A 21,341-nucleotide genomic window follows, 5' to 3' on the forward strand; every position below is an offset into this window, starting at 1 on the left:
GCTCGTTCTTCTCTAATTTGATCATCCTCTTTTGAAAGGATTGAAATTGGATTGACACATCTTCCGTTATATTGGACGAATTAGGAATGAAACAGGCCGACGCCGAAGAACTGGATGGGAAGGAACTCATCTCCAGCGAACATATAACAGAAGTCGTTAAAGAAAACCTAAAATTAATTCGCCATACTAAAGGACTCTCATTAGACAAATTGGCATCTCGTTGTGGTGTAAGCCGAGCCATGCTTTCTCAAATAGAGCAAGGTAAAAGTGTTCCTACAATTGCAGTATTATGGAAGATCGCAACCGGTCTTAACGTTCCTTTTAGTGAACTTCTGAAAGAGAAGGGAACAGAGGGAGTTTTTCTCTTAAAAGCAGAAAATACTAAAGTCTTATATTCCAGCTCAAAGGTATATTCTAGTCGTGCCTTGTTTCCGTTTATCGGAGGCAGAAGGGTAGAATTTTACGAACTGATCCTGAAACCGGGTGGAATCGAAGTTGCAGAAGCTCATAAAGCTGGAACAACTGAGAACCTAGTCGTGGTCCAAGGAAAATTGCGCCTCCGTGTGGGGGATAAGGTGGTAGAACTGGATGCAAAGGATTCCGTATATTTTAGAGCGGACGTTCCACACGAATATATCAACCCAACAGATACCGAAACTCTTATGTATCTGGTCATGGAATATACGGACGAAGCTAACTAAACTTTTAGTCCTAAGTTTATTTCTCACTCCGGGCCTTCTGTTTTCGGAAGCGCCCGATCCCACCACAGGTTATTTCGGAATTGATAGATACGAAGAGCAAATCTCTTGCCACGAGGAGGATTGTATTCGTTATACTTTGGATGAATTAAATTCCAAAGGTGGAAAATCAGAAGTCCGAAAACTTTTAGAAGAGAATGCGGGAAAGGTATTAGTAGATCTTTCCGGAAAAAATCTGAAACTGGCAGATGATGAACTGGATGATCTCAGGGACTTTCTATTAGAAATTTCTAAAAGAGATGGAAGAGTCGCCATCGAAAAACTCCATATTGCGATCCGAGGACTGGAAATCGCTGATCCTCCTCTTCTAAAAGACGTAGGTCTCATCGGTTGGGGACTTGTTCGAAGAATTTACAGATATGTATATTTCAAGAGGACAGGAGATTATAACGCAAAAGTCCTATATCATCCAGGAAGTGGAAAGATCAATCTGATCTTCTTCGTTCATAAAAGATACGGTGATATCTGTGAGACTGTATTTTCTTCCTGCAATGAAATTGAATATTTGGATGAAGATACATTCGATCTTCAATTATCCACTGCTCTCAGAGAATCCAAAGAGAAAAATCTTCCGGTCAGAGTGAATTTCAAACAGGTCCAGGCTTCTTTTCCGGAAACTAAACTGGAATGGGAGAATATAAAAAGTATAGGAAGATCCGCTAGAATGTACAAATGGCTCGCACTTCCTAAGGAAACGGAAATGAAACCTTTGAGCAGATCTAGGTTTCTTCCTTTGCAGGCGGCCTTGACTGTGATCGATTATTCTGTTTCAGTATTTGATTATGTGAATCAAATTATAATGTACAAACCTGCAAGAAATACTAAGGCAGAAGTGATGTACACCCAAAAATTAACGGAAGATGGAAGTCCAGGAGCCAAAACGATCCACTCAGTGGTGTTTGTTCCTGTTAAAGAAGAGTAAAACTTCTCCGCCTCGAATGAAGCGGAGAAGGAAGAGGCCTTAGATAAAGAATATCCAGGTTAAAAGTAAGAAGGTAGGAACCAGAAGTAAGAAGGAATACACTACATATCCTCCGAAACTTGGCATTTTGATCTTATTTTCTTCGGCCACTGATTTTACCATGAAGTTTGGAGCGTTACCAATATAGGTTAATGCACCCATAAAGACCGCACCCACGGAAATCGCTTTTAGTAATTCTTCGCCCACTGGATCCGCTAAGATCTGAGACACATTAGAGAATCCTAATAGTCCTTTCGCTAAGGATAAGAATGTCAGGTAAGTAGGAGCATTGTCTAATACTCCTGAGAATCCACCGGTTACCCAGAAGAACTGCCATCTTTCAGTAATTCCTAATTCTTTTCCATGGTGTTCCAGAAGCAATAATGCAGGGATCATAGTTAAGAAGATCCCGATGAACAGGTAAGCTACCTCTTGGATAGGCCCTAAGGTGAACTTGTTTTTTTCTCTCAGTTTAGGATCGGAAGTCACTTTGGAAAGTGCGATGAGTCCGATTAGAACCGCCTCTCTGATGAAACCAAGGAAAGGATATTTTTCGATCGCAGGAATATAGTTTTGGTTCAGGAAAGCTACCGAAAGGATCACTCCTAAAAGCCAGAGTAGGTTTACTTGCCCTTCTAACCCGATAGGTTGTCTGTGAGAATGATCGTAACGGATGTCCTTTTTGGTTTCTTTTCCGTGCATGATCGTGTCCCAAATAAAGTAGATCACGAGTAAAATTCCGGAAGCGAGGATCATTTCAGGGAATAGTTTAAATGTCCAAACGAATGGAACACCTTGCAGATAACCTAGGAATAAAGGAGGATCTCCAAGAGGAGTCAGGGAACCGCCAATATTAGAAACTAAGAATATGAAGAAGATCACTGTGTGGACCACATGTTTTCTTTCCGAGTTTGTTTTGAGTAGAGGTCTGATCAGAAGCATAGAAGCTCCAGTCGTTCCAATAAAAGAAGCAAGGAAAGTTCCCACAACCAAGAAGATTGTGTTATTTACCGGAGTAGCTTCTATATCTCCCTTTAAAACGATCCCACCCGAAATATAGAATAGCGACGCGAGTAGAATGATAAACGGAATATAATCGAACACCATAGTGTGGAAAATTTTTCCACCCCAGCTATGGGCCATTAAGATACCGAAAGAAACTCCTCCAAGAGCGAGGGAAAGAAGGAGTTTGTTATTATTATTCTCCCACCAATGCTCAGTTGTATGAGAGATCAGAGGTAGAAGTGCGATACTGAGTAGGATTAAAACGAAAGGAATGACCGACCAAAGAGGAAGATCGTCTCCTGCCTCACCATGAGCCGATGCAGTCTCTTGGTGCCCGTTTCCAGTTCCATGTTCCCCATGACCAGTATCCGTTTCGGATTGAGCCAATGTATTTGTTTGAGGGGAGGCCCCTGTTTCAGCCCAAACGGAAACGTTTAGGATCAGGGAGAGAAAGAGTAGGGTAGTAAAAAATTTGTTTCTCATCATTCTCTGCTTTTCAAAGATTTTTCGTCAGGTTATAGAGATTCCGATAAGTTTCAAAGGAAAATCCATGATTTCTATCGTTTTTTGGACTCCTTTTTTGGATTGCATAAATCCTTCCTTTTTTGCAAGATCCTTATAGGAATTTATACCTTCTAGACATTTTGCTTTATATTCGGCCCTTTCGGACCGTCAGATATATAGGCCCATAGAGAGAACCGACGACCATGACTGTTTTAGGTAAACACAAACAATACTGCCTGACTCCGGACGAAATAGAGAGTAGATTAAAATCGGTTTCAATACAACCGACTATGCAAAGGATTTCCATTTGCCAATACGTTCTTTGTGAAGCGGATCATCCGACCGCCGAAGAAGTAAAAGAATGGGTAGATAAACGTTCTTTAAAGATGAGTTTGGCAACTGTCTATAATACTTTAAACGTTTTAGTATCTGCAGGTCTATTGAGAGAGTTTAAATTTTCCTGTTTAGGTAAATCGGTATTCGATAGCAATATCGACGACCATTTCCATTTCTTCGATGAAAAGTCGGGCAAATTCCATGACCTGGATGCGGAACTTCTGACAATTGATTCTAAACTCCCTAAAGAGTTTAAAGTGAATAAGATGGATATCCTATTCACCGGATCCCTGGAAGAATCCAGCGCTTCCGTATAAATTCCGTTAGATATTAATCGCTTCGCCTAGAGCCTGTCCTGCTGCTTCCATTACGGATTCTGAAAGTGTAGGATGGGCGTGTATCCTTCCTGCAATTTCTTTTAGGGTCAGTTCGGATCCCATTCCCAAATTGATCTCTCCTAAAATTTCGGTCACGTTCGGTCCGATGAGATGAGCTCCCAGTACTTCTCCGGTTTTGCGATCAGCAACTAATTTTACCATCCCTTCTACTTCGCCTAAAGCCTGGGCTCTGCCGTTCGCTCTGAATGGGAATTTTCCTACGACCACGTCTATGCCTGATTTTTTGGCTTCTTCTTCTTTTAAACCTACCGAGGCAACTTCCGGATGGCAGTATGTGCAGGCAGGGATTTTGAGATAATCCAGAGGTTCAAAAACTAATCCATGAGGATTTTTGTTTTGGATAGAGATCGCTTCCGCAGCTTTGACTCCTTCTGTTGAAGCAACATGTGCTAGTAATGGAGCTCCAATACAATCTCCGATCGCGTAGATATTCGGGACCTTGGTCTTAAATTTAGTATCTACCTTGATAAATCCTTTTTGTAGGAATACCCCAATCTCTTCTAAATGAATACCTTCCGTATTTGGAGTAACACCGATGGCGACTAGGACCTTATCGAATTTTTTTCTTTCTCCTTCTGCTGGTGTTCCTTCTCCTTTAAGAAGAATAGAAACTCCATCCGATTCCAGTTTTGGTTCCGAAACTCCTACACTTGTAAGGATCTGGATGCCTCGTTTTGTGAAGGAACGATTGAGTAAATTTGATATTTCAGGATCTTCTAATGGAAGTATTTTGTCCTGCATCTCTATGATTGTAACTTGGGTTCCCATACTAGAATAGAAGTCTGCGAATTCTATTCCGATAGCTCCTGCACCAATCACCGCCAAGGTTTTAGGAGGAGAATCCTGTATCATTGCATGTTTGCTAGATAGAACCTTTTCCCCATCGAATGGAAGTCCGGGAAATTCTTTTGCTCTGGCGCCGGTTGCTATTATAAAATATTCGGATTGGATCTCTTCTTTAGAAGTGTCGGGAAGCCAGATCGTATTTTTGTCTTTGAAAACTGCACTTCCTTTCTTTACGGAAATTTTATTCTTCTTCATCAAGAATTCAACTCCGTTAGACATTGTGTCTGCAACACCTCTGGAACGTTTGATGATATTCGGAAAATCCGGAGAGGCGTTTTCTACCTTCAGGCCGAAGGTTTCTGATTTGCGAATGGACTCTAATAAATGTGCAGATTCTAAAAGTGCTTTTGTGGGAATACATCCCCAGTTTAAACATACTCCGCCTAGTTTTTCTTTTTCCACTAGACATACGTTCAATCCGAGTTGGGCAGCTCGAATGGCGGCCACATATCCTCCAGGGCCTCCGCCGATCACAGTCAGGTCGTAGTTTTCCGCCATCTCATTCCTCCGGATGGCAATTTTGGATTTTTATTCCGACTCTGGGAAGAAGATTTTCTAAGTTTTTTTAGCACGCAAAGGCGCAAAGATCGCTAAGAATTTTTTTATGTAGAAGGCGCGAAACTTCGCGTTCTTCGTCGCTTCGCGTGAGAATATTAACCGCTCTTCTTCTTTAAAACCAAGATCATTCTGCTCGCGTTACTTTTGAATTTTAATTCGTTGTAGTTGGAGTAGACATGTAGGATCTCCATCCTGTGTTTTGCGAGCATTCTTTGGAGTTCTACCAGGAAGTAGGCTCTCATTAAATGTTTGTCTTTGATCTCTTTTGCATTTAGATTATAGATATAATTTACTTCTACTACTGTGGATTGGTCCGCTCTGACTAGACGAAATCCTCTGTTTCTCTGGATGGTAGTATTTTTGGCTTTTATCTGAGCGACCGGACCGATCGCTTTTCTTTTGATCTTACGAAGAGGTTCCGCATTCCAAACTTCTAAAACTGCAATGCCTGCCGGTTTCAGATTCAGCTCTAGATTTTTAAGAGCCGCTTCTACTTCTTCATTAGATAATAAATAATTAAAGGAACCGAATAAACTGATGATCGCGTCCCATTTTTCCTGGGACTTATAGGATTGCATTGCTCCCACTTCGAATTTGCAATGGGAATATCTTTTTTTGGCGACCTCTATCATTTTGATGGAGGAATCTATCCCTCTGGATTTGTATCCAAGGCTTTGGAAATGGGTGACATGCTCTCCTGTTCCACATCCCAGGTCCAAAATATTTCGGACCCTATGTTTTCGGAAAAGCCTGTCTATAAACTGGGTTTCCATCTCGAATTTTCGAGCGTTCTTTTCAATATCGAAGTAATATTCTGCCAGTTCCGAGTAGAGTTTCATAGAAAAATCGTTTGAGCCGGACCGGGGAAATCCCGTTACATATAGTAACGGAACTGAAGTTTACAAAATGCAATTTTTCCCCGAATTTTTTCCAATTTCAGAAGTTTTTCCAATCGCTTCCGCTTCTCTTTCTACCTGGATAGACGGGGAGGTTTTGGCCTTAGGAGGGATTTCATTCTGCCTTCTGTCCCTTTTCGGTTACGTAGTACATACTACAATGGACAGAAAAGAGGAGAAGGACGCTGAGTCAGAGGTTCCATTCTTTCAATCCTTTTCAAAAGAAGAAGTTCCCGAAGTCCCAAAGGCGGTCGCTTCTGAAAAGGGTCTTTTAGAGGAAGGTGTTCCTACCTTCTCCTCAGAACAACCCACATACATTTTCAAAGAAGAAGTTCCCAAGGAGACAATACAATTCCAGTCCTTCTATTTTCCGGTCCGTGGAAAAACGTATGAGGCAGTGAAATCTTTCTTAGAATCTATCCGAACTGGAGAAGAATATTGGGAAGTTCTACTTCATGATTCCAGAGGGGATCTACAAATTGTAGCGAGTAAGACCGGAAGTATTTCAGTATTTCCATCCGAAAGAAAAAGAGCCTCAGAACCAAAAGAGGGGGCAATCGTTTGGAAATTGGAATGGGATTCTTTTTCCTTGGGGGAAGTCAGACAAACTTCTTCTGCATCTGAATTTTCCCTTGATGAAATTTCTTTTAGATTGGATAAACTCGTAGAAGGACTGGTTCTTGCCGGAGAATCCCAGGACGGAGAGACAGGCTGGAGTTCCTACCCGGTATTTTCCCAACAATTAGAAAGGGAAAAATTCGAGGGAACAGATACCAAAATTTTGGTTTTTATGGAATTCGAGTCGGATGGCGACTTAGTTTCTGATTTTAGAAGTTTAGGTAATTGGTGGAAATCTAGATTTGGGGAAAATTCTCCCATCTATCGTATCCGAAAAAACCGTTTAGCTACTTTCTTTAATGCAGAAGATTGGATGAAGCTCCAAAACTCTCTTTCGGGGCTCATGGAATTTTTAGGCCCGGAAAAAACCAGGCTGAATATTGGTGCTTCCGTTCGGGTCAGAAAAGAAGACTCTGAATGGGAACCTAGAGCCAAAAAAGCATTACATTCTTCTAAAGAAGAGGGACCGAATCGTTTAGTATGTCTTTGAACATAGATCCTTTATTGGATGAAAAATTCATACTTACAATTTCCCAGATCTTTCCGGAGTTTTTGCAAAAAAACCTGGGAGTTCATGCTGTACGTGAGGCATTTGGTCCTTCTAAAAATGAAGGCCTATGTTACGAGAATTGTACAGCGGTGGAATTCCAAGGAGAGGCAGAAGGAAGACTTTTTCTTGCAATGGACGGTTATACTAAACTTAAACTTTTACCGAAAATTGCCAGATCCTTTCATATAGATCCTACGATCCGAAGCCATGCGGCTTCTATCATGCTGGAATTTGCAAACCAGATCTGTGCTGAACTTATCTCCGAAATGAAATTGGGAAGATTCCAAATAGATATTCTTCCCCCTGAAAATCTGAACAATAAATTGGTCCCGATCGATCTGGAAAATTTAAGACAGTATATTCTGATCTATTTCCTGAAAGACGAGGATGCCAAAGAATATCTGGGCAGGATCTATCTCATTCTTCTGATGCAAAAATATTAATATATATAAAAGGCTTCCTTTGCATGATTCGATACTCGTTCCAGGGACTCCCATTCTTACTCAAATACGCAGACATGATAGATTCTCCCGATTCTGAGATCCGGGAGGAAAATTTAAAAGTTTCTAAGAAGTCTTCCTTTCGAACCAAAATATTTCCAGGTTCGAAAAATTCTCCTGTGATCTATTTACAACATGGGATGAGCAATCGAGGCATAGACGATCCTAGGATCCTAACACTCGCAAAACATCTTAAGAATACAGGCGCAACCGTATATCTTCCTGAACTTAAGGAAGTGAAAGGGCTTGAAATTTCAGTCGATACTGTCCCGAATATCAGGTCCTTATTCCAAGAGATTGTAAAGAGAGAAGGTCGTGCGATCTCCTTCTTATCCGCAAGTTTCTCCGCAGGAATGGGAATGGTGGCGTTGTCTGGAAAGGAGGAGCAGAAAAATCTAAAATCCGCTCTACTTGTTGGAACATATTCCGATTTCGCGGATACTCTTCCTTTTATTCTATCCAACTACGAAGTCGATCCTTATGCGGTTCATGTTTTACTATATAATTATATTTCTAAGCTTAGACCCAAACTTTCCAAATTAGAAGAGTTCTATTTTGAAGCCGCCTTGGATAACGGATTGAAAAGATCTGGAGAACAGGAGAAGTCCCCAAAACTTCTAAAAAAATTAAACCAGAAGGAAAGGGACTTCGTATACGGGGTCCAATCAGATCCAGGATTTAGAATGAGCTTAGTAGAGCCTATTCTATCCGTATTACCGCCTAACTTCATTCTACGCAATTCTCCCAAAAACTTCCTCTCTGATTGGAAGGCGCCTATTGCATTATTGCATGGATCAGACGATCCGGTGATCTCTCCGGACGAATCAGAGCAATTATTCGATTCTTTGGGGAACGGTAAGGAGGAATGGAAGGTGATCTTAAGGTCCAAATTGATCACTCATGGGGACCATCTTCCGTTTTATACTCAATTAGGCGAGATCCCAAAGCTCGCTGGACTCTGGGGATTTTTTCTAAAAAATTCTGGTCTCTAATATTGTTTACGTTATATTTTCTGAAAATATTCCGTCCTTAGAGATAGGCCCCTTGCGTCTTTTTTTGGTCTCCGGACCCTTGTATATTCGGAACGAAAGGTTATAGTGGTCTATCTTTAAAAACGCGAAAAGGAATAACCGGCGGGGTTCAAATACGATCTTTTTCGGACTTTTTAGAAGGTTTCGAAAAAGGATTTCTTCCGTGATAAAAAAAGGCGGAGGAAACTTCTTATTGAATTGTTAGCTAGGTAGTATGGTTGTGAGTACAGAGCAAACTTCGGGTGTATCAGATCAAGAGACAAGTTGGGAGAGTGTATTCTCTCTTAAGATCAGTTCGGATAATCTGGGCGCCGATCTAACTATTCGTCCCGGGATGATCAAGGGAAGGGCTCTTTCCACTAGCATAGTTATAGAATATCTTCATAATAAGGATATTTCCCAAGATCGTATCATCGGGGACAATATCTACGGTGCTTTAAAACAATTACAAACATCCACCTCTCGGATGGATTTTTCTCCGATTTCTTTCGTTGTGGCCCAAGGTTTCCCTCCTGTAAAAGGAGAAGACGGCTGGGTAAAATTTTATCATCCCCAAGCTCAGAGGGTCAAGATCGGCGAAGACGGCCATGCTGATTATAGAAATATTGAAAGGTATATTTATGTAAAAGCAGGGGAGAAGCTTGCGACTCTATTCGAAGGGATCCCTGGCAAACCTGGCATGGATGTTTTCGGAAAACCGATCGCTCCTCCTCCGATCAGAAGGCCAAAACTTACTATAGGTAAGAATGTACAAGAGAAGGGGCTGGTCCAAGAGAATAAACCTCTAATAGAATATTTTGCTACCTGCAACGGTGCGATCTTCTCTACAGAATCTTCTATCACTGTTTCCCAAGAATTGCAGATCGATTCTAACGTTGGTCTCGGAACAGGAAATATCAATTACGACGGAAACGTACTCGTAAAAGGAGATGTGGAAGCTGCCACTTCTATCAAGACCCAAGGGAACTTGATGGTAAAAGGAAATGTGGAGACTTCCGATCTAGTCATCGCTCGCGACTTAGAAGTGAGTGGTGGGATCAAAGGTGATGGAAAGAATGTAATCAAGATCGGCGGACATCTTTACGCAAAGTTTATTGAGAACGCAGAGATAGAAGTAGATGGAGATGTTGTTGTCGAAGGTTTTATTCTTAACTCCAAGATCCATTCTTTAGGAAATGTAATCCTGAATGGATCGAGTGGAAACTTGGTGTCTTCCTCCGTTTCTACTTATATGGGTTTAACCTGTGCAACTTTAGGTTCGCAGGCGGAGTTAGATGTAACTGTAGAATTAGGATTTCATTTTAGGAATGAAAAAAGTTTCCAAGATCTTACCAAACGTCTTCAAGTTGCGGAGAAGGAAATAGAGAAGGTCTTACCTAAGGTCCAGCAGATCAAACAGATGGTCCAAAGATCCAGAGGCCAGATCCCTGAGGATAAAAAAGAAGGTTACCGCAAGGTTTTCGAAGAATTCAACAAGCAGAACAAGTTTATAGAACTTGTGAAACAAAAACTAGAAGTGTTAAAGTCTTCCCGATTTAATTCAGGGGAAGTGCAGATTGTAGTTCGTAAAGGTGCTTATAAGGGAAGTATCATCAAATATAGAAGGCAGGTGGAGAAGGTTGAAAAATTCCAGTCTGCGTTTATGATGCGTTTCCAACCAGGGCAAGACAAAGCTGCCATGGTTGCTATCAAACCCCAAAAGTAATCAGCCAAAAACCTCTTTGATCTTATCCGGAGGAATAATCCCTTTCTCCGTGATAAATGCTTTGATGAGACTTGCCGGAGTCACATCAAAAGATGGATTGAGCGCTTTTACTCCTACAGGCGCGATCACACCTTCGGAAAGAATTGCTTCTCCCTTTTCATTTTTCAAAAAGTTTAGACGAGTAACCTCGTCTTGGGTCCTCATTTCAATCGGGATCGCTGAGCCGTCCTTAATTTTGAAATCAAAACTCTTTTCTGTAGCTGCAATATAAAATGGGATACCATGGTATTTTGCTAAAACTGCCAAAGGATAAGTCCCGATCTTATTCGCAGAATCACCGTTAGCAGCAACTCTGTCTACACCCACGATGACTGCGTCTATTTTTTGAGAGGACATGAGCCAGCCGGCCATACTATCCGTCATCAGATAGTTTTCGATGCCTTCTTCCATTAGTTCCCAGGCGGTTAGTCTTGCACCTTGCAGATAAGGACGTGTCTCATCCGCATACACAGTAAGATCATGTCCCGCTTCTTTTAGAGAGCGAATCACACCAAGAGCAGTGCCATGTCCTGCCGTTGCGAGAGCACCCGTATTACAATGAGTAATAATTTTTAGTTTAGAAGGAGAAGAAGGAAAAAGGCTCACGCCATTTTTCGCTAAAGCTAAATTATTCCTGATGTCTTCTTCGAAAACATAAATTGCGAATTCTTCCGATTTCTGTTGGAGTTCCGACAACGAAACCTTATCATATTCTTCTTTTGGAAAAATAGAAGAAAGTTCTTCGAATGCTCTTCTAAGATTTACAGCCGTAGGTCTTGATTCCAGGATTTTAGAAAGTAGAGTTTGGAATTCTTGGTAATCCGGTTTTTTAGAAAATTTTTTTAATTCTAAAACCGCACCGAATAACCCGGTGATGGCGATTGCAGGAGCTCCTCTCACGACCATTTCTTTGATGGCGAAAATTGCGTCCTCGGAGTTTTTAGCAATGAACCATTCTTTCTTGCCTGGGATTTGTCTTTGGTCTAAAAGTCTAAGTCCTTCTTTTTCCCAAAAAATCGGCCTTAAGTTCTCTTTTTTCATTTTTTTATTCTCCGAGGCTAAAGCAGGCCTTTCGTTTTTTCGATGATAAAACTGTGATTGAAATCATCCACCGACTCCCCGGCGGATGAGGACGAACCGGGGCAGATCCCGCCCCGGCTTTGCCTACTTGACTAGGATACCAGTACCTTTAATCCTTACATAATGGCAAAGAGAAATCCGACCTCAGGTCCGAAGCTTTTCGGATTCTCGCTGACTCACCCACTGAATCTGGTCCTATTCTTCAATATTTTCGTCTGGGCACTTCTCATGTTGGAAGGTGGGCGAGGAATTATTACCTATTTTTTCGGATTAAATCCAAGCTTCGTCATCGAGAAGAAAATGTATTGGCAGGTATTCACTTACGGATTCCTGCACGTAGTAGGTGGAGATTTTTTCTCTTCTCTCATCCATATCGGGATGAATATGTTCGGACTATTCACAGTTGGTTTTTGGCTCTGCAGATATATTGGCGGTTGGAAATTTTTAAGTGTTTATCTTTTATCCCAATTAGGCGGGGGACTTTTCGTTTTGTCTTTTTCTTATATAGGTTGGAAGACTGGGCTAGTTCCGGAAAATTCTATATGGGATAGTTATCATACTGCAACCGTTGGTGCAAGTGGTGGAGTTTTTGGAGTACTTGCTGCATTCAGTTTAATGTTCCCTGAAGCAAGATTTGTATTTCCTCCGGTTCGAGCAAAATTCGCTCCTTGGGTCTTGATCGGTTTTGGATTTTCAGTGGATGCTTACTATCTTCTCCAATTCCATGCCAGCGGTGTCATGACCCAAAGTTTTTTTGGAATGATGAGCAACTCCGGTCATTTGGGCGGAGCAGTATTCGGTCTTTTCAGTCTTCTTGGCTTACAGAAATTCGGAGGAAAAACTAGAACTCCAATTTTTGTAAGAAGGTGGGAAAAGCCTAAAGAAAATCAGGAAAGGGTGATCGTTCGCCCTAAAAATTTGGAAGACCCTTTCGAGACACAGGTTCGGAAGAATAGAGAACTCTTAAGTCAACTGTATGGAATTTCCGACGCAAAAGAGAAGGAAAATATTCTTTCGCCCATACAAGCGGAGAATACGAATCTATGTCCTCCCTTTGACTACAATTCGGATGATATGTTTTGCCTTCGTTGTGAATGGCTCCAGAATTGCGAATTGAGAAAATTAAAGAAAGATCACCCGGAACTTTGAAAGAATTTATGAGAAGTTTTTCGTCTATCTTGTTATAACAAGTATAGGGCGGAAATTTCTGGACATAAATCGAATACGTCCATAGAATAGTTTCCGTCCGAAAATTCGGACAATCGGCTTTGAGGACCTCAGTAAAATTGGCGGATAAAAAGAAAACAATTCTCCCCGACGTTCTTATGAGGGAGAAATTACAAAAGATCGCCCTTAACGAAAAAGCAAAAGCAGCCAGGATACTAGGGTCTGACAAAGTCGGATCTGAAGTTGATCCCAGAAAGGAAGATGGGCCAGGCTCTAAAATTTTTAAGGCCATAGACGAATCTCTTTCTGATCTCAGATATTATTTTCTGGAAGGAGAATACGGGGATAAGATCGCTGACTTATTCAATCGCAACGAAAGCCAATTCGACAGATTAGGTATTACTCCCAGAAGATTTTTGGAATTCGCCAGAGAGTCTTTTGATCGTTTCAAACAATTACAGAAAAAAATGCCTTTGGAACCGATGAATAAAAAAGGATGGGAATATCTAGAGAGAAGTTTGTCGGAACTAATTGGCAAACTAAACGAGAAGTTTCATAAATAAGATTTAGGCCCGAAAGATCGGAATCCATAAAAAAAAAGCCGCAGAATTCTGCGGCTTTTTCGTTTTGAAGTATAGTGAAAAGATTAGAAGAATCTTTTTGCTGCTTCTTCAGGAATTGCAATACCAGTAAGTTTTGCTTTTTGAAGAACTTCCCAGAAGTAACGGTAAGTTGCTCTGTCATGAAGATCTCCGTCGTGTTGGATCGGTCCCCATTCTGCATCTTGTGCTTTTATAAGAATAGCAGCAGAGGTTTGGACTTCGCTATAGTCTGGAGCCATCGCATCTAAGATCGCTTGGATCTGAGTTGGATAGATGGACCACATACGAAGGAATCCGAACTCATCATGAGCTCTTTTTGCATCTTTATAAGTTTGGTATTGGTTTTTAAGGTCCAAAGTAACGTTGTGAGCAGGGATTACTCCATGAGCCAATGCAGCAGCTACGCAAGAAGCTTTTGCTCTTCTTAATAATTCGTGATCGAATTGTCCTGGGCTTTTCATACAAGAAGCAGGAATTGCTCCGTGGTGTCCAGAGATGAAGTCCATTAGACCGAAATCAACTACCTGCATCCAAGGAAGAGCAGCGATCTTGTCTACATCAGCAAGTGCACCATGAGTTTCGATTAGAACGTGGATCGGGATTTCTCTAGTGATCCCTGCTTTTTTAGCAGCACCTTGGATATAAGTGATCATTTCTTCCACTTGGGAAGCTTTTGTAGGTTTAGGAATGGTGATGTATGCGATCTTGTTTCCTGCGCCTGGAACGATAATGTCTACGTCTTGTTTCCAGAAAGAATTAGTATAATCGTGGATCCTTACACCGCTCATATTATGTTTATTGAGCTCGGAGTTTTGGATACGGACGATCATTTCCGCGTGTTCTTTTTCTTTTCCGGTTTGAGCACCGTCTTCACAGTCCATGGTGATGTCGAAAAGACCGCCGAGTTTGTTTTGTAACTCTAGAGCTTTAGTGATCAGTTTTTCGGATCCAGCAAAATGTTCGCAGGCCGGGATGATAGGGAAAGGTTTTTCTCCTTCGAATAATGCATCCTTAGGATGTGGTAATTTGGACATAAAAGTACCTTTTAAGTTTTTGCGATTTTAGCCTAGCTCGGCTGTCTTAGAACAGGGTTTTCAGGAAAGGCCTTCCCGGCAACGGATTTTTGGCGGGTAGACCTACGCCTCTAGGAGTTGTAGAATGACCGCTTTCTGTGCATCCAAGCGGTTCTCCGCCTGTTGAAAGATAATGGATCTAGGACTTCTGACTACTTCTCTAGTAATTTCGTATCCTGAGTGGATAGGCATATCATGCATAACCTTTGCCTTGGTCTCTTTGAGTAATGCATCATTGATCTGGAAAGGCATCATTAGGTTCATACGTTCCTTCTTCTTATCCGCAAAAGCGGGATCGTTGAAGAACTCCATGTCTACCCATGTATCAGTATAAATATAATCTGCATTCTTCACGGAACGGATAAGGTCAGTCTCCCATTGGATCGTGCCCTTCTTCTTAGCCCTTTCGACAGTATCCTGATCTATGTTTTCAGTTTCTGCAATCGGGGTAAGAAGAGTAAGCTCCATTCCCAAAGCAGAGGTGATACCTATGAGAGAATTTACTACATTATTATGGACACCGATATAGGTGAGCTTGAGTTCTTTCAAAGGTTTAGGATTATCCATCACGATGGTGAGAATATCCGCAAGAGACTGGCAAGGATGGAATTTATTACAACATCCGTTTATGACCGGAACCTGAGAACCTGACTTTAACAGTAAAAGTTCCTCATGTTTTCTCATCCGAGCCATGATAACGGAAACGTTTCTGGAAAGATATTCAGCCTCTAGATCAATATCAGAAAGAAGGAAGTTAGAGGTCATCCAATCCAAATAGATTGCATGTCCTCCCATTTCGGTCATTGCTACTTCAAAGGAAACCCTGGTACGAGTGCTAGTCTTTTGGAAAAGCATAGCAAGAGTTCTGCCGGTCATATGTCCCAGATAATTGGCCCTATGATTTTTAACATGAACAGCAAATTGTAGAAGGTCCAGGACTTCTGCGTCCGACCAATCCTGCCAGGAGATGAGATGTTTGATTTTAGGGCTTTCCATAGACCGTTAAACTATTACAGTCTAGAAAATCAGCGCTGGTAGATTCGACAATCTCAAAACTAAAGGTAGAAAGTTGGGAAAAAGGGGAGGGATATAAATCTCCCTCCCTAAGTGTTTTCCGGGGAAAAAAGCGTGATCCAATTTCTTTATAAGAAATGACCGGCGGGAAGAATAAGACCTTTTGGTTACGCTTGTTTTACCGAAGGAATACGAATCTGTGAAGAATTAAGTCCTGTTTTCATGCTGACAAGGGCCATCGTTTCAAAAACGTTTCCTATTAGAGAGGCAAACCGTGTCGGAAACCGTTGCAGGCCAGAATATAGTAGAAGAGGAAACCAAACGTAGGAGAACCTTCGCAATCATAGCCCATCCGGATGCGGGTAAGACCACCCTGACCGAAAAACTTCTATTGTACGGAGGCGCTATCCAACTTGCGGGGGCAGTAAAGGCACGTAAAAATCGTAAGGCTGCCACTTCCGACTGGATGGAGATGGAAAAAGAGAAGGGGATCTCAATCACTTCTGCGGCTCTACAATTCGAATATAAAAATCATGTATTAAATTTATTAGATACTCCAGGTCACGAAGACTTCTCCGAAGATACATACCGCACATTGATCGCAGCGGACACCGCAGTGATGGTGTTAGATGCTGGTAGAGGGGTAGAGCCTCAAACAATCAAATTATTTAAAGTATGCAGGGACCGCGGGATACCTATCGTTACATTCGTAAATAAGATGGATCGCCCGACTAAAAAGATGTTCGAGCTCCTGGATGAGATCGAAAAAGTTTTGGGTATCACTGCAATTCCAATGGTATGGCCTATCGGAACCGGAGTGGATTTCAGCGGAGTATACAATCGTGTGGATAAGAAGATCTACACATACGATAAAACTCCCGGTGGGTCCCAAAAATCTGCATTCCAAAGTTCAGGGATAGAAGATACAAATCTGGACTCTATGTTTGAGGACTGGGTCTTAAAACAATTTAGGGAAGAAGTAGAACTTGTTGAAGAAGGGATTGCTCCATTCTCTTTAGATGAATTTTTAGAGTCAAAGATCACTCCTGTTTTTTTCGGATCCGCTGTGAATAATTTCGGGATCCAATTATTCTTGGATCATTTTTTAAAGATCGCTCCTCCTCCTTTGTATTTTCCATTAAAGAATGGAGATCGTTTAGATCCTATTACCACTCCTTTCAGCGGGTTTGTGTTCAAGGTCCAAGCCAATATGAACAAGGCTCATAGGGATAGGATCGCTTTCTTACGAGTATGCTCAGGTAAGTTCGAAAGAGGACTGAATGTGAATCATGGAAGATTAGGAAAAGGCGTAAAACTTTCTTCTTCTTTTGCATTTTTTGGACAAGATCGGAATACTGTAGATGAGGCTTATCCTGGAGATATCATCGGTCTTGTGAACCCGGGCACTTATTCTATCGGAGATATATTAGCGATTGGTAAAGTTCCTGATCTAAAACCTCTTCCAGTATTTGCTCCCGAAATTTTCGCAACTCTTTCCTGCGTGGAAACAGGTGCTCTCAAAAGTTTCAGAAAGGGAATAGAACAATTGGCAGAAGAGGGTATTCTTCATTTATTCACTTCTCAAACTGTGGGTGGTGGATTGCCCGTGATAGGTGCAATGGGCCAGTTACAATTCGAGGTGTTTAGAAGAAGACTCCAGGACGAATATTCTGCTCCTACGAATATCAATATTCTCCCTTACCAAGTCTCTTGTTGGCTACCTGAGGAAGATATCGCTAAGGTTCCTCCAGGTTCTAATCTTGTGACAGATAGTCTTGGCAGGGCGGCTCTTCTATTCGATTCTGAATGGGAGAAGGGTTATTTCCAAAAGAAAAATCCTGAGCTCAGGTTATTGGATTATCCTACACAAGACGTTTCTGAGTTAAATCAGGAATATTGAGATATCCTCCAAGGGCTGTGCAGAACTCCACGGAAGCCTGGTAATCTAATCCTTTCAGCCTAGTTTTTTGGGCTGAAATTTCTTTATAAAGAAAATAAATAATTTCCTGTAGTATGGCGTAAGTTCCCGGCGTCGTATATAATGTATTTGCACCAGATGATTCAGGGCGGGATGGAAACATTCCGCTATTTTTTTGCCTTCTCCCTTCGTTAAAGTTCGATATAGGAACTCCAATAAACTCTCCGTGAACTTTGTGTTCTCCGTGCGAAACCCCTTAAAATAAAAAAGCCCCGACGTTACCGCCGAGGCTTACGTTCAAAGAAGAGTAACTTCTTCTTATTTCAAGTTTTCCGCGACTAACTCCGCGATATCCTTTACTTTTACTTCTTCGATCTTTCCTTCTTGTTTTACCCCGTCTGTGATCATTGTGATACAGAAAGGACAAGCGGTTGCGATCGTAGTTGCTCCAGTATCCAGAAGCTGGTTGGATCTCTTAACGTTGACCCTTTCGCCATGCTCTTCCATCCACATCTGAGCTCCACCTGCACCGCAGCAAAGTCCTTTGGAGTGATGGTCAGAAGCTTCTGCGAGTTTTCCACCGGAAACCTTTTTGACCAGGTCTCTTGGGTTCTCGTAGTTGTCGTTATATCTTCCAATATAGCAGGAATCGTGGTAGGTATACTTTCCAGCGTTTGCATCTTCTGCAACAGCTACATCGATTTTTCCCTCTTTGGAAAGTTCGTTAATAAACTCGGAGTGGTGGATCACTTCGAAGTTTCCGCCGAACTGAGGATATTCATTTTTGATTGTGTTATAGCAGTGAGGACAAGCGGTTACAACCTTCTTCACATTGTATCCGTTCATTGTGTCCACATTAGATTGTGCTAATGTTTGGTAGAGATATTCGTTACCACCTCTACGTGCAGAATCCCCGGAACATCCTTCTTCAGTTCCTAAGATACCGAACTTAACATCTGCTTTTTGCATGATCTTAACGAAGGATTGAGCGATCCTTTTGTTACGATCGTCAAAAGCTCCAGCGCAACCAACCCAATATAGAACATCCACATTGGAATCTTCTGCCATGGTTTTAACGCCAAGACCTTCTGCCCAATCCGCTCTGGAGTGTGCAGCAACTCCCCAAGGGTTGGAGTTGTTTTCCATATTTACGAATGCACCTTGTAATTCAGCAGGGAAGTTAGAATCAACAAGTACCAAGTGTCTTCTCATTTCCATGATCGCGTTCACTTGGTTGTTTCCAACAGGGCAAGCTTCTACACAAGCGTAACAAGTAGTACATCCCCAAAGAGCTTCTTCGGAAAGACCTTCGTATTTTCCGATCACAGAAGTATCTAATGCAGCTACCGCGTCTGCAGCTCCTTCCGGATTTGTTTCTCTGATCTTTACAACTTCCGGCATTTTATCCATAAGCGCGTGTTTTAATTCCACGATGATCGCTTTAGGATTCAGAACTTTACCAGTACGGTTTGCAGGACATTGCACCTGGCAACGACCACACTCAATACAAGAAAGTCCGTCTAAAAGGTTTGGCCAAGGGAAATCCTCGGTTCTTGTAACTCCCCAAACGGCAGTCTCATCTTCTAAATTTAATTTAGAAAGAGCGCCCTTAGGAGTATCTGATTGTAAGAAATAGTTAAATGGCGCAAAGATCAAGTGCGCGTGTTTGGATGTTGGAACATACAACATGAACGCGAACACAGAAAGAATATGGGTCCACCACATAATCTGGAAAACTAAGTCAGCGGAAGAATATTCTACACCGATCGCTTCCCAGAAAGCACCGATCCCTGCAGCGATTGGTGCTGCATCATGGAACGGGTTCGCATAATCTGCTCCAACTGCTCTTGCACCTTCACCTAATAGGGTGGAGATCATGAGTAGGGAGATCATTCCAATTACGATCGCAGAAGCAGGAGAATGAACATCTAAACCTTTTGCTTTTTGGATCCAACGTCTCCATGCAAAGAAACCAAGTCCTATTAATACCAAAATGGAAACCGCTTGGACGGTTGCTTCGTAATAATGACTAGCAAGTTCACCGAATAAACTTCCTACTAAGGTGAATTTGTAAGGATCATCCATTGCATATCCAAATACACCTGAGATGAACTGACTGGTAGTATGCAGTAAGTAAGTGACGAATCCGTAAAATACGAATGCGTGCATGATACCGCGTAGTGGTTCTTTAAAGTTCTTTTTTTGTAAGATTACGTTTAATACGAAACTTTTGATCCGGAATCCCCAGTTTTTATGTTCCAGGAAGTTTTCGGTTCCGTTCGCCTTTCTAGCATTAAATACAAGATTTAATCTGTAGAGAACGGCACGAACGAATACAACATTTGCTACTATAAATAGAGCCGTGAAGATCACGTGGAAGGCGATTTGAGAAATGGCCATAGTTTTTCAGGTTACCCTTTGTATTTGGATGGTCTTTCATAGCAGGCTACTGAGTAGGAGGCGCCCTGTCCAGGAAAAAAGATACTTAGTCTCTTTGTAGGAATTCCTACATATTCAGAAAAGGTTCAGTCCCTTCTTCTTTCAAATCGTGTACATATTTAACTGCGACTCAATCGCAATAAATGAGAATATGATTTAAAAAGGACGTGCATTTTTGAAGAAATAGAAAACTTTGAAGAAGTTAAGGAAGAAAACTTTCCATCCAGATGAGCCGAATATTCCCAAATCATTCCACAGATTCTATATTAGAAAAAGCCCTAGATGGAGAACGTATTTCTCCTGGGGAGGCGTTGGAGTTGTACGAGTCTGGCGACCATCTTAAAATTATGGCAACTGCTAGGACATTAAGAGAGAGAGTTCTCCCTCACACTAGTGCCAGCTACACAATGTTCCGAGTAGTCAACTATACCAACTATTGTAATGTTGAATGTAATTTTTGTTCCTTCATGGACGAGATTGGGAATGGAAAAGGTTACGTACTTTCTAAAGAAGAAATATTAGAAAAAATGGATTATGCCGTTTCGGAAGGAGCGGACCAAATGTTTTTGCAAGGTGGGGTTTATCCCGATCTACCTTTCGATTATTATTTGGATGTAATCTCTACTGTAAAATCCAAATATCCTGAAATGCATATTCGTGCATTTTCTCCTGTGGAAATTATCAATTTAGAAAAGATCACAGGAAAATCTCTATTCGAAGTTTTACAAATTCTTAAATCGGTCGGTTTGGATTCCGTTCCAGGAGCCGGCGCAGAAATTTTAACGGATAGAATGAGAAACATCATCTCTCCCAAAAAAGCAAGTACCGAAGAATGGGTTCGTGCGATGGAAACCTGCCATGAAGCCGGACTACTTGGAAGTGCAAATATTGTTTTCGGTTCGGAAGAAACGAAAGAAGAAGTAATAGAACATCTCACAGTAGTGCGCAATCTTCAGGATAGGACTGGAGGATTTCTTTCCTTTATCCCTTGGACATTCCAACCTCAAACTAAAAGATTTAAAGTAAGAGCAGTTTCTACACAAGAGTATCTGAAAGTTCTTGGTATCTGCAGGATCTTCTTAGATAATATTAAACATATTGAAACTTCTGTGATGGTTCTTGGAAAAGGTGTGGGGCAGTTGGCTCTAACAAGCGGCGCAGATGATATTTCCTCAGTGGTGATCGAGGAGAATGTGTTACGTTCCTTCGGCTTGAAAACCGAAAAAGAAGCTATTAAGTTCCTGAAAGAAGGCGGATTTACTCCTAAAAGAAGAGACCTTCTCTATAATTACGAAAGATATGAGGGAAGAGAACTTTCTGCGGTTTGATCTTTTTCTCTTTCG

The 21,341-nt window shown here is 41.5% G+C and carries 17 protein-coding genes and 1 pseudogene; 11 read left to right on the top strand and 7 right to left on the bottom strand.

The features are described from left to right. Nucleotides 1-86 precede the first annotated feature (86 nt). Together EHO65_RS17440 and EHO65_RS17445 are read left to right on the top strand one after the other, a co-directional pair. Complete coding sequence (locus EHO65_RS17440) at nt 87-701, top strand: helix-turn-helix domain-containing protein (protein WP_100707703.1); 615 nt, start codon at nt 87-89, stop codon at nt 699-701. Next, the gene (locus EHO65_RS17445; RefSeq protein WP_425269364.1) at nt 682-1,680 is read left to right on the top strand and encodes a hypothetical protein; all 999 of its coding nucleotides are present in this window, start codon (nt 682-684) and stop codon (nt 1,678-1,680) included. The genes EHO65_RS17440 and EHO65_RS17445 overlap by 20 nt, the downstream gene beginning before the upstream one ends. A gap of 39 nt (nt 1,681-1,719) precedes the next feature. Here the strand turns inward: EHO65_RS17445 and EHO65_RS17450 are convergent. Further along, nucleotides 1,720-3,054: pseudogene (locus tag EHO65_RS17450) on the bottom strand (sodium:proton antiporter); the annotation flags it as partial. Nucleotides 3,055-3,431: 377 nt separating this feature from the next. On the opposite strand from EHO65_RS17450, the gene perRB reads away from it, so the two are divergent. Next, entirely contained in the window at nt 3,432-3,881 is a 450-nt protein-coding gene (perRB, locus tag EHO65_RS17455; RefSeq protein WP_135627324.1) for a peroxide-responsive transcriptional repressor PerRB, read from the top strand. A 6-nt stretch (nt 3,882-3,887) separates the two neighbouring features. On the opposite strand, the gene lpdA is transcribed toward perRB, so the two are convergent. Then, complete coding sequence (gene lpdA / locus EHO65_RS17460) at nt 3,888-5,306, bottom strand: dihydrolipoyl dehydrogenase (protein ID WP_135775825.1); 1,419 nt, start codon at nt 5,304-5,306, stop codon at nt 3,888-3,890. A gap of 155 nt (nt 5,307-5,461) precedes the next feature. Beyond that, nucleotides 5,462-6,205, bottom strand: coding sequence for a class I SAM-dependent DNA methyltransferase (locus EHO65_RS17465; RefSeq protein WP_135775826.1), 744 nt, complete (start codon nt 6,203-6,205; stop codon nt 5,462-5,464). Between the two features lie 67 nt (nt 6,206-6,272). Between EHO65_RS17465 and EHO65_RS17470 the strand changes: the two genes are divergently transcribed. The 4 genes from EHO65_RS17470 (at nt 6,273) to EHO65_RS17485 (ending at nt 10,666) form a co-directional block, all read left to right on the top strand. Continuing rightward, entirely contained in the window at nt 6,273-7,370 is a 1,098-nt protein-coding gene (locus tag EHO65_RS17470) for a hypothetical protein (protein WP_135775827.1), read from the top strand. Then, complete coding sequence (locus tag EHO65_RS17475; RefSeq protein WP_135775828.1) at nt 7,361-7,873, top strand: chemotaxis protein CheX; 513 nt, start codon at nt 7,361-7,363, stop codon at nt 7,871-7,873. The genes EHO65_RS17470 and EHO65_RS17475 overlap by 10 nt, the downstream gene beginning before the upstream one ends. 23 nt (nt 7,874-7,896) lie before the next feature. Next, on the top strand, nt 7,897-8,922 hold the full coding sequence (locus tag EHO65_RS17480; RefSeq protein WP_135775829.1) for an alpha/beta hydrolase family protein: 1,026 nt from the start codon (nt 7,897-7,899) through the stop codon (nt 8,920-8,922). A 253-nt stretch (nt 8,923-9,175) separates the two neighbouring features. Next, complete coding sequence (locus EHO65_RS17485; RefSeq protein WP_135775830.1) at nt 9,176-10,666, top strand: DUF342 domain-containing protein; 1,491 nt, start codon at nt 9,176-9,178, stop codon at nt 10,664-10,666. On the opposite strand, the gene mtnA is transcribed toward EHO65_RS17485, so the two are convergent. Further along, nucleotides 10,667-11,746 (bottom strand): S-methyl-5-thioribose-1-phosphate isomerase, encoded by a 1,080-nt coding sequence (gene mtnA / locus EHO65_RS17490; RefSeq protein WP_135775831.1) that lies wholly within the window; start codon nt 11,744-11,746, stop codon nt 10,667-10,669. A gap of 162 nt (nt 11,747-11,908) precedes the next feature. Here mtnA and EHO65_RS17495 point away from each other — a divergent pair, with 162 nt between their 5' ends. Both EHO65_RS17495 and EHO65_RS17500 read left to right on the top strand, forming a co-directional pair. Further along, nucleotides 11,909-12,934: a rhomboid family intramembrane serine protease gene (locus EHO65_RS17495; RefSeq protein ID WP_135775832.1), complete on the top strand. Its 1,026-nt coding sequence runs from the start codon at nt 11,909-11,911 to the stop codon at nt 12,932-12,934. A 137-nt stretch (nt 12,935-13,071) separates the two neighbouring features. Then, complete coding sequence (locus tag EHO65_RS17500; protein WP_135775954.1) at nt 13,072-13,515, top strand: LIC11177 family protein; 444 nt, start codon at nt 13,072-13,074, stop codon at nt 13,513-13,515. An 83-nt stretch (nt 13,516-13,598) separates the two neighbouring features. On the opposite strand, the gene EHO65_RS17505 is transcribed toward EHO65_RS17500, so the two are convergent. Together EHO65_RS17505 and EHO65_RS17510 are read right to left on the bottom strand one after the other, a co-directional pair. Then, nucleotides 13,599-14,588 carry an HpcH/HpaI aldolase/citrate lyase family protein gene (locus tag EHO65_RS17505; RefSeq protein WP_135775833.1) on the bottom strand — a complete coding sequence of 330 codons (990 nt, stop codon included), beginning with the start codon at nt 14,586-14,588 and terminating at the stop codon, nt 13,599-13,601. Nucleotides 14,589-14,690: 102 nt separating this feature from the next. Further along, the gene (locus EHO65_RS17510) at nt 14,691-15,623 is read right to left on the bottom strand and encodes an ornithine carbamoyltransferase (protein ID WP_135775834.1); all 933 of its coding nucleotides are present in this window, start codon (nt 15,621-15,623) and stop codon (nt 14,691-14,693) included. Nucleotides 15,624-15,915: 292 nt separating this feature from the next. Here EHO65_RS17510 and EHO65_RS17515 point away from each other — a divergent pair, with 292 nt between their 5' ends. Continuing rightward, nucleotides 15,916-17,541 carry a peptide chain release factor 3 gene (locus EHO65_RS17515; RefSeq protein ID WP_135775835.1) on the top strand — a complete coding sequence of 542 codons (1,626 nt, stop codon included), beginning with the start codon at nt 15,916-15,918 and terminating at the stop codon, nt 17,539-17,541. Between the two features lie 336 nt (nt 17,542-17,877). Here the strand turns inward: EHO65_RS17515 and EHO65_RS17520 are convergent, their stop codons facing one another. After that, nucleotides 17,878-19,959: a heterodisulfide reductase-related iron-sulfur binding cluster gene (locus EHO65_RS17520; protein WP_135775836.1), complete on the bottom strand. Its 2,082-nt coding sequence runs from the start codon at nt 19,957-19,959 to the stop codon at nt 17,878-17,880. 266 nt (nt 19,960-20,225) lie between these two features. Here EHO65_RS17520 and mqnC point away from each other — a divergent pair, with 266 nt between their 5' ends. Next, nucleotides 20,226-21,326: a cyclic dehypoxanthinyl futalosine synthase gene (gene mqnC / locus EHO65_RS17525; RefSeq protein ID WP_135775837.1), complete on the top strand. Its 1,101-nt coding sequence runs from the start codon at nt 20,226-20,228 to the stop codon at nt 21,324-21,326. The last annotated feature ends 15 nt before the right edge of the window (nt 21,327-21,341 follow it).

The sequence above is a fragment of the Leptospira andrefontaineae genome (genome assembly GCF_004770105.1).
In the GTDB taxonomy this organism is placed as follows: domain Bacteria; phylum Spirochaetota; class Leptospiria; order Leptospirales; family Leptospiraceae; genus Leptospira_B; species Leptospira_B andrefontaineae.

What these genes read in the sequence shown, in the direction of transcription:
- mqnC (WP_135775837.1), top strand. Translation starts at nt 20,226, where the DNA reads ATGAGCCGAATATTCCCAAATCATTCCACAGATTCTATATTAGAAAAA.
- EHO65_RS17475 (WP_135775828.1), top strand. Translation starts at nt 7,361, where the DNA reads ATGTCTTTGAACATAGATCCTTTATTGGATGAAAAATTCATACTTACA.
- EHO65_RS17520 (WP_135775836.1), bottom strand. Translation starts at nt 19,959, where the DNA reads ATGGCCATTTCTCAAATCGCCTTCCACGTGATCTTCACGGCTCTATTT.
- lpdA (WP_135775825.1), bottom strand. Translation starts at nt 5,306, where the DNA reads ATGGCGGAAAACTACGACCTGACTGTGATCGGCGGAGGCCCTGGAGGA.
- EHO65_RS17465 (WP_135775826.1), bottom strand. Translation starts at nt 6,205, where the DNA reads ATGAAACTCTACTCGGAACTGGCAGAATATTACTTCGATATTGAAAAG.
- EHO65_RS17485 (WP_135775830.1), top strand. Translation starts at nt 9,176, where the DNA reads ATGGTTGTGAGTACAGAGCAAACTTCGGGTGTATCAGATCAAGAGACA.
- EHO65_RS17480 (WP_135775829.1), top strand. Translation starts at nt 7,897, where the DNA reads ATGATTCGATACTCGTTCCAGGGACTCCCATTCTTACTCAAATACGCA.
- EHO65_RS17470 (WP_135775827.1), top strand. Translation starts at nt 6,273, where the DNA reads ATGCAATTTTTCCCCGAATTTTTTCCAATTTCAGAAGTTTTTCCAATC.
- EHO65_RS17505 (WP_135775833.1), bottom strand. Translation starts at nt 14,588, where the DNA reads ATGTCCAAATTACCACATCCTAAGGATGCATTATTCGAAGGAGAAAAA.
- EHO65_RS17440 (WP_100707703.1), top strand. Translation starts at nt 87, where the DNA reads ATGAAACAGGCCGACGCCGAAGAACTGGATGGGAAGGAACTCATCTCC.
- EHO65_RS17510 (WP_135775834.1), bottom strand. Translation starts at nt 15,623, where the DNA reads ATGGAAAGCCCTAAAATCAAACATCTCATCTCCTGGCAGGATTGGTCG.
- mtnA (WP_135775831.1), bottom strand. Translation starts at nt 11,746, where the DNA reads ATGAAAAAAGAGAACTTAAGGCCGATTTTTTGGGAAAAAGAAGGACTT.
- EHO65_RS17495 (WP_135775832.1), top strand. Translation starts at nt 11,909, where the DNA reads ATGGCAAAGAGAAATCCGACCTCAGGTCCGAAGCTTTTCGGATTCTCG.
- perRB (WP_135627324.1), top strand. Translation starts at nt 3,432, where the DNA reads ATGACTGTTTTAGGTAAACACAAACAATACTGCCTGACTCCGGACGAA.